This is a genomic window from Rhizobium sp. BK650, assembly GCF_014195325.1.
Lineage (GTDB): Bacteria > Pseudomonadota > Alphaproteobacteria > Rhizobiales > Rhizobiaceae > Rhizobium.
Genome location: NZ_JACIBK010000021.1, coordinates 20,724 through 27,968 on the forward strand (window position 1 = coordinate 20,724; position 7,245 = coordinate 27,968).

The window sequence follows — 7,245 nt, forward strand, 5'->3', positions numbered from 1 at the left end:
GCGACATACTGCTCATCTGATGATGTCCTTATAACAAAAGGGGATTTTGAAGCGGGTTGTGAGATATCGAGCGCCGTGATCGCCGGGCATTAGCCTCGTGGCGTACGGTGTCCTGTTGAAGGTCGGAAAGTTGGATGATCCAAGGCGCTCCGGTGCATAGCTGGCGAGCGGGAAGAACGCCGCTTGTGATCATCCGGTAGGCCGTAGCTCGACTCACCTGCAGAATATCGGCAGCCTCGTCGAGGGTTCTCTCGTCGCGCTCGGCCCGTTCACCCTCTCGATAGACGGAGATACCGTGGATGTTGCGAAGACTGCAGACGTGACTTCGCGTCCAACTGGCGCCATGCCCGGTCCGCTTACCGGATCGATTCAAGATCGCTGCGATCGATAAATCGGGCAGCTGCCTCGCCAAGGCGCGAACGAGATCGACAACATCAGCCTTAACTGCCCAGCGGGTCTGGCCGATCTTGTTCTTCTTCACCGTCATCCGGGTGTGATCGCCACCCTGCCAATGAATGACGAGCGCCAATGTGTCTTCAACGGTATCGACAATGATTTCCTTGATCAGCAGCCGAATGATCTTTTTGCGTGTCTCGATGGACGCGTCGGGACTGTCCCATGCCTTACCCACATCCCCACCGAGCGTCATCAATCTTCTACGGTCGCCGGCCGATAAAACGGGCGTGTCACGGTCGGTCGAGAGCGTCTCGAGCTGGACCTCGAGATCACGCAATTGGAGCAGCGTCTCATTCCAGCGCCGCTCCAGTTCGCCGGCGACCAACCGATTGTCTGGATCGACAGCATCATACTGGCGGCGCGCCCTGGCAGCCTCGTATTGTGCTTGCTTGATCGAGTTCTCGAGTTGCTGACGCTTATCGCTATGACGCTGCGTGTGCGCCTCCATTGCCCGCAAGGCCGCCTCGATTCCGAGAGGTTGCAATCGGTCGATCACCTCCTGCGCAACCGCCCGATCGACCCGCATACCGCCAAACCCGATACAGTTACCGACCGCCATGGCGCCAAACGTGCCGCGACACACATATCGCTGCGTATTGCCGCCTTTCCCGGAGTATTGAATGTGCAGTCGGCGACCGCAGCGACCGCAACGGAATAATCCGGGCAACAACGCTTCGCCCCGTCTTATCGAACCCCGCCCCGAGTAGCTTTTTCCATTCGCATTCTCGGCGATCAGATGCTGATTCCTTTCGAACTCGGCCCAGCTAATATAGCCTTCATGATGGTCGTGGATCAAAACGTCCCAGTCCTTCGAATTGCGACGCAGCGTATCACGCGTGACCCGTTTCCGCCCATCCTTGATCATCACACGGGTCGCACGCCGACCGTAGACGTAGGAGCCGGCGTATACCGGGTTCGTCAGCATGTGATGGAGCGTGTGATAGACCGGGACCTTCCACTCGATCGGCCGTTTGCCGCGCCCTTGTATGACGGACGGAACCAGGACATGCTCCTGCCTGAACCAGAGCAACGCTTGGCGGACGGTCTGAAGTTCGGCGAATTTGCGGAAAACGAGCAGAATGCTTTCCTGAACGCGTCGATCGGGATCCTTCTCGAGACGAGCATCATCCGTCTTCACGTATCCGACGGCAACGGTCAGATGAAGTTCACCGCGGCGCGCCTTTTGGCGCATGGCTTCGACGGATCGTTGCCGAAACACGGACAACTCCATCTCGCTCATCGTGCCCTTCATTCCAAGAAGGAGACGATCGTTAGGCGAACGCGGATCATAAATGGCCTCTTCATCGACAATCATGGTGCCGACCAGGCCACAAAATTCCAACAGTGTGTGCCAGTCACGACCGTTGCGCGCCAGACGTGACGCCTCGAGCGACACGACTGCTCCCACCCGACCTTCACAGATCGCCGCCAACAGCTTCTCGAATCCGGGTCGGGCCGTGCCACTTCCAGATCGTCCAAGGTCATCGTCCACGATCTGAACGGTCTCCCAACCTAACTGTCGAGCGCGCTCAACCAGGCTATACTGCCGTCTTTGGCTTTCCAGATTATTGGCAACTTGGTACGCCGTCGACTGCCGGACGTAGATGAAAGCACCCAAGGTAAGTTGTTCGGCGGTGATCTTACTCATAGCTTGCCTCCTTTTTGCCGTCGGCGCACCGCTCGGCGGGCAGCTTTGCCGCCGCTTCCGTCAGCAATAGTTGCAGGAGTGTTAATGCTTCCCGGCGCTGGGTGTCGCTCAGATCCATCGGCCGGGCTGTGACGAACAGATCCAATTGCATGCGAAATTGCTTTCTCATGGCCTATCCCTTCGGCTTCTTGCACCGGGCAAGAGGTTACGAGAGAATCAAGGAAAGCGCGCAGTTCAACGAGCTTCGTTGCCGAAAGGCGCGGCGCGGCGACGAGCTCGATTGAACTTGCCGCAGGATCAAACATCCATGCGGGGATTTGAAATGAACCACCATGTGCCAGTCGAATGAGCAGGTAGTGAACACCATCGTGCTCATGATTGCCGGTTACCAATACGGTTTGGTCAACCAGCGGGTGGAAGGGATAAGTGACCTTTGCTTCGAAAGCCAGAAACCCGGCATCATGAACCCGGCTCGGACGCGGGGGCGGAGAACTGGGCGACCATCGCCTCGCTCCTGCAGACGGCCAGGATGAACAACGTCGATCCGCAAGCCTGGCTTACCCACACACTCGAACGCATAGCCAACGGGTGGCCCAGCAGCGAAATACACTCGCTCATGCCGTGGAACTACACGCCCTGAACGGCCCCGCCTTGGCGCTTACGACCGTCTCCGTTGCGACCTTCGAGCTCGGCGACAGCTTCGATCATATGAAAGGTTCTAGTTCCAGAACTAGGTGCAGACATAGAAGCTTACGTCAGCTCACAACTAGCGCTATAGATGTTCGACCGCTAACCCGCTACTCTAGACGAATCTCCTTGCCGCTTACGATTTTCTCTGCGTTGTCGGTGCCGTGACGACGCGACCTCGACGCGGCGAGCACCGATCTTGTCAAAAGAGGCCTCGAGTCTCATCAATATCCTTGGTATGCACGCAAAACGCGGTGGTGAGGTTTCATTCGGTACCGCTACCGACCGGCAAGGCGTTTAGCAGCTTCGCAATCTGGCCGCCCAACGGCTTAATGGATACGGCTGTTTGAGCGGCGACGGCAATACAAAGTATCCCCACGGTGACGGCCGTCTTGTGATGTGAAGCCGAACATTGGAAGTCCTGGTGGTAGCACTGGGAGTAGTCCTATGACGAAGCAGCATATTGAGGTGATCACGTCGGTCGAGCGTCGCCGGTATTGGTCTCGCGAAGAGAAAGAACGGCTGGTAGCGGCGGCGTTGGAGCCTGGAACCGTTGTCTCGGATGTGGCGCGCTCTGCCGGGATTCATGTCAGTCAGATATTCCGGTGGCGCAAAGAGCTCTGCCAAATGTCAGCCCCGTCCGTGCCGTCATTCGTCCCGACTGAGGTCGTGACGGCGTTGCCACCACCCAATCCCGTGGAACCGGCACCACGTGCTCGCAAGAAGACAAGTATCGTGACGATCGAGCTTAGCCGCGGCCGGCGCATTCGAGTGGACAGTGATGTTGATACTGAGGCGCTCGGGCGGATCTTGGATGTTGTGGAGCGACGATGATCCCGGTTCCGAACGGTGTGAAGGTGTGGTTGGCGACGGGCTATACGGACATGCGGAGGGGATTTCCTAGCCTGTCGCTGATGGTGCAGGAGACGCTGAAACGTGATCCGCATAGCGGCCATTTGTTCTGCTTCCGCGGCAGGAAGGGCGGCCTGATCAAGGTGATCTGGCACGACGGCCAGGGTGCCTGCCTGTTCACGAAAGAGCTCGAACGAGGGCGTTTTATCTGGCCATCAGCGGCCGATCGGACGGTGGTGATTACGTCGGCGCAACTCGGCTATCTGCTCGAAGGGATCGACTGGCGGATGCCGCAAAAAACGTGGCGTCCGAGCTCGGCTGGATAGTGGAAATGGCTGGAAAGGTGGGAGCGAATATGATTCCATCTCGCCATGACCGATGCGGCCGATCAGCTTCCCGACGACCTTGCCAGCGCGCATGCGATGATCCTCGCCGAACGCGCGGCACGCCGTGAAGCCGAGGCCGTTGCTGCCCGTGCCCAGGCGGTAAACTCGCATTCGGATGCGCTGATCGCCCGGCTGCGGTTGGGGATCGAGAAGCTCAGGCGCGACATCCACGGCAGCCGCTCGGAGCGAAAGGCACGCCTTCTCGAACAGATGGAATTGTAGCTCGAGGAGTTGGAAGCTGATGCCAGCCAGGACGAATTGGCTGCGGAGCTGGCGGCGGCAAAGTCCTCTACGGTCCAAGCCTTCGAGCGTAAGCGCCCATCAAGGAAGCGGTTTCCCGAGCACCTGCCGCGCGAACGTGTCGTCATTAGCCCGCCGACGAACTGCCCATGCTGCGGCTCGGCCGAGCTGGCGAAACTGGGCGAGGACATCACCGAGACATTGGAATTGATCCCGCGCCAGTGGAAAGTCATCCAGACGGTGCGCGAGAAGTTCTCGTGCCGGGAATGCGAGAAGATCGCCCAGCCGCCGGCACCCTTCCATGTAACGCCGCGCGGCTTTGCTGGGCCAAACCTTTTGGCGATGATCCTGTTTGAGAAGTTTTGGTCAGCATCAGCCGCTGAACAGGCAAAGTGAGCGCTATGCTCGTGAAGGCATCGACCTCAGCCCCTCGACGCTTGCCGACCAGGTCGGCGCTTGCACCGCGGTCTTGAAGCCGCTGCATGGCTTGATCGAAACGCATGTGCTGGCCGCCGAGCGTCTGCATGGCGATGACACGACCGTGCCGATCCTGGCGAAGGGCAAGACCGATACCGGACGGATATGGACCTATGTCCGGGATGATCGGCCGTTCGGAGGAACGTCGCCGCCTGCAGCTCTCTATTATGCCTCGCGCGATCGACGGCAAGAACACCCCGAACGGCATCTGAAGACCTTCACCGGTATTCTGCAGGCTGATGCCTATGGCGGCTACAATCCGCTGTTCAAGGCAGAGCGCCATTGCGGTCCGCCGACCCAGGCATTGTGCTGGTCGCATTCGCGTCGCAAGTTCTTCGTACTTGCCGACATCGCTACCAACGCCAAACGGGGGAAGAACGCCACGCCGATCTCACCGATGGCGCTCGAGGCCGTGAGACGGATTGATGCCCTGTTCGAGATCGAGCGTGACATCAATGGTCTCGCTGCAAGCGAAAGACTGGCGCGACGTCAGAAGGACAGTCGTCGTCTTGTTGAAGATCTTGAGGCCTGGATGCGGGCCGAGCGGACAAGGCTGTCGCGCAGTGCTCCGGTCGCCGACCGATCGACCACATGCTGAAGCGCTGGGAGGGCTTCACGTCCTTCCTGGGCGACGGTCGGATCTGCCTGACCAATAATACCGCCGAACGCGCTCTGCGCGGCTTTGCTCTTGGCAGGAAGTCGTGGCTTTTTGCGGGTTCCGATCGGGGTGCCGATCGCGCGGCCTTCATGGCGACGATGATCATGACCGCCAAGCTCAACGATGTCGATCCGCAGGCATGGCTCGCCGATGTCCTAGCACGAATTGCTGACATGCCGACAACACAGCTTGCAGAGCTGCTGCCGTGGAATTGGACAGGTCCGCGTCCTATGATGGCGTTGGCATCATGACCCTCGATCGCATCGCCAGGCTACATATCCAACTCGACGATATCGAGCCTTTGATCTGGCGCAGGGTCGAGGTTCCACTCACGATGAGCTTGGAGGGGCTCCACGATGTCATTCAGGCCGTGATGCTGTTCGAGGATTATCATCTGTTCGAGTTCGAGGCTGGGGGGCGGTGTTACGATGTGCCGGATCCAGAAGACCTCTATGAACGGAAAACCTTCGCAGCGCGCAACGTCCGCATCGCGGCACTCATCGAGCGTGGGATCGCGACATTTAGCTACACCTATGACTTTGGTGATAACTGGCGGCACACTATCGCGGTCGAGGTGAAAACCCCAGCATCGAATATCCGCGCTTCATCGATGGTGAGCGCAGAGCGCCGCCGGAAGATGTTGGCAGCACCTCGGGGTTCGAGGAATTCCTGAACGCTATGGCGATGCCACGACATGCGCAGCATCGAGAGTTCTTGCGTTGGTATGGTGGCCGCTTTGACCCAGAAGATTTAAGCGTTGATATCATTCAAGACCGTGTCGCTAAAATTGCCCGCCGTCGGACACTTGGAAAAGCTGGATTTGCGAAGAGCCAAAACCAGCAGCACTGACCAAATCTGAAAACACAGAACGAGGCATCATGGGCTACCGCAACTCCGCCCTCTACACACTGAAATATGTCGCAGCGATGCTTGATGAGGACGAAGACTTCTTGCGAGAATGTTCGACTGAGATGTTCTCCGAAGATGGCTGCTTGTCCGCATATGACGACTATCCAGTCTCAGAGCTCAGCGAGCACATTGTCGTGTTTACTGAGGTGGGTATCGAAAACCTTCAACAAATTATCCGCAATCTTCGCGGAGTCGCCAACCCGGCATCGAAGCCCGTCACAGAACGAAATCGCAAAAAGCCTCGGCTACTGCGGTCCTGACCGGATGGTTACAATACAAAGATAGCTGTGGAGAGAGATGATTTTAGCTCGGTTTGTACTTCTTCCGCGCAGTTATTGATCCACTACCTGCGCACCGCGGAGCGATGCTAGATTGTATGATCACGTTGGAACAATTACCCTGATTGTCGCCATTGCCGCCGACAGCGCGGTGACGAGCGAAGTACGAAGGACCTACCGTTCCGCTCGATGATGGTGGGTAGGAGTGCAGTCAAAGTGTTCGCAGACAACCGCACTCCCGTTCACTCTCGGGGTAGAGAGTGAGGTTCAGCCTCTAACTTCAAATTCCGGTCGGTGCAACGGCTAATATCGACGCCGCTTCGGACGATGAGGGGGCAACGTTGTCTTAGGTTATGCAGCTGCGCTGTCTTTACGGAGAGCAGTCTCAGCATCGCCCGCTTTCCCCATTTTCCGCCTGCCGCAAGTGATGCCACATGGTGCGCCTACCTATAATCTCCGTTCTGGCCTCCTAATTCCTCAAATAGCCAAGCCAAATAGCGACGCTCACGAGGACTGCGAGCCTCCAAAGCATCAGTTCGCGATTATATTGCACGCCAATAATATGGTTAACGCAATCATAACTTTGGCGGATTTTACTGTGAATCAGGCCCTACTTTTGAGCGAATCACTACCGCAATCGAAGTAATTTTTACT

The 7,245-nt window shown here is 57.7% G+C and carries 5 protein-coding genes and 4 pseudogenes; 6 read left to right on the forward strand and 3 right to left on the reverse strand.

The window, feature by feature from the left end:
- Positions 1-28: 28 nt before the first annotated feature.
- From FHX15_RS30155 to FHX15_RS31365, 3 genes and pseudogenes are all read right to left on the reverse strand, one after another.
- Positions 29-2,104 (reverse strand): recombinase family protein, encoded by a 2,076-nt coding sequence (locus FHX15_RS30155; RefSeq protein WP_184401998.1) that lies wholly within the window; start codon positions 2,102-2,104, stop codon positions 29-31.
- Entirely contained in the window at positions 2,097-2,273 is a 177-nt protein-coding gene (locus FHX15_RS31360; RefSeq protein ID WP_246779156.1) for a hypothetical protein, read from the reverse strand. Before FHX15_RS31360 ends, FHX15_RS30155 begins: the two co-directional genes overlap by 8 nt.
- Positions 2,274-2,376: 103 nt before the next feature.
- Positions 2,377-2,496, reverse strand: a pseudogene (locus FHX15_RS31365) (hypothetical protein); the annotation flags it as partial.
- 77 nt (positions 2,497-2,573) lie between these two features.
- On the opposite strand from FHX15_RS31365, the pseudogene FHX15_RS30165 reads away from it, so the two are divergent.
- From FHX15_RS30165 to FHX15_RS30190, 6 genes and pseudogenes are all read left to right on the forward strand, one after another.
- Positions 2,574-2,744 (forward strand): annotated as a pseudogene (locus FHX15_RS30165) (transposase domain-containing protein); the annotation flags it as partial.
- 494 nt (positions 2,745-3,238) lie between these two features.
- The gene (gene tnpA / locus FHX15_RS30170; RefSeq protein WP_184401999.1) at positions 3,239-3,625 is read left to right on the forward strand and encodes an IS66-like element accessory protein TnpA; all 387 of its coding nucleotides are present in this window, start codon (positions 3,239-3,241) and stop codon (positions 3,623-3,625) included.
- Positions 3,622-3,969: an IS66 family insertion sequence element accessory protein TnpB gene (tnpB, locus tag FHX15_RS30175; RefSeq protein WP_184402000.1), complete on the forward strand. Its 348-nt coding sequence runs from the start codon at positions 3,622-3,624 to the stop codon at positions 3,967-3,969. The genes tnpA and tnpB overlap by 4 nt, the downstream gene beginning before the upstream one ends.
- 45 nt (positions 3,970-4,014) lie before the next feature.
- Positions 4,015-5,655 (forward strand): annotated as a pseudogene (gene tnpC / locus FHX15_RS31925) (IS66 family transposase).
- Positions 5,652-6,253: pseudogene (locus FHX15_RS30185) on the forward strand (plasmid pRiA4b ORF-3 family protein). The pseudogenes tnpC and FHX15_RS30185 overlap by 4 nt, the downstream one beginning before the upstream one ends.
- 29 nt (positions 6,254-6,282) lie before the next feature.
- Entirely contained in the window at positions 6,283-6,573 is a 291-nt protein-coding gene (locus tag FHX15_RS30190; protein ID WP_184402001.1) for a hypothetical protein, read from the forward strand.
- Positions 6,574-7,245: the final 672 nt, after the last annotated feature.

Coding starts and splice junctions, on each gene's coding strand:
- FHX15_RS30155 (WP_184401998.1), bottom strand. CDS start 2,104: ATGAGTAAGATCACCGCCGAACAACTTACCTTGGGTGCTTTCATCTAC.
- FHX15_RS31360 (WP_246779156.1), bottom strand. CDS start 2,273: ATGAGAAAGCAATTTCGCATGCAATTGGATCTGTTCGTCACAGCCCGG.
- tnpA (WP_184401999.1), top strand. CDS start 3,239: ATGACGAAGCAGCATATTGAGGTGATCACGTCGGTCGAGCGTCGCCGG.
- tnpB (WP_184402000.1), top strand. CDS start 3,622: ATGATCCCGGTTCCGAACGGTGTGAAGGTGTGGTTGGCGACGGGCTAT.
- FHX15_RS30190 (WP_184402001.1), top strand. CDS start 6,283: ATGGGCTACCGCAACTCCGCCCTCTACACACTGAAATATGTCGCAGCG.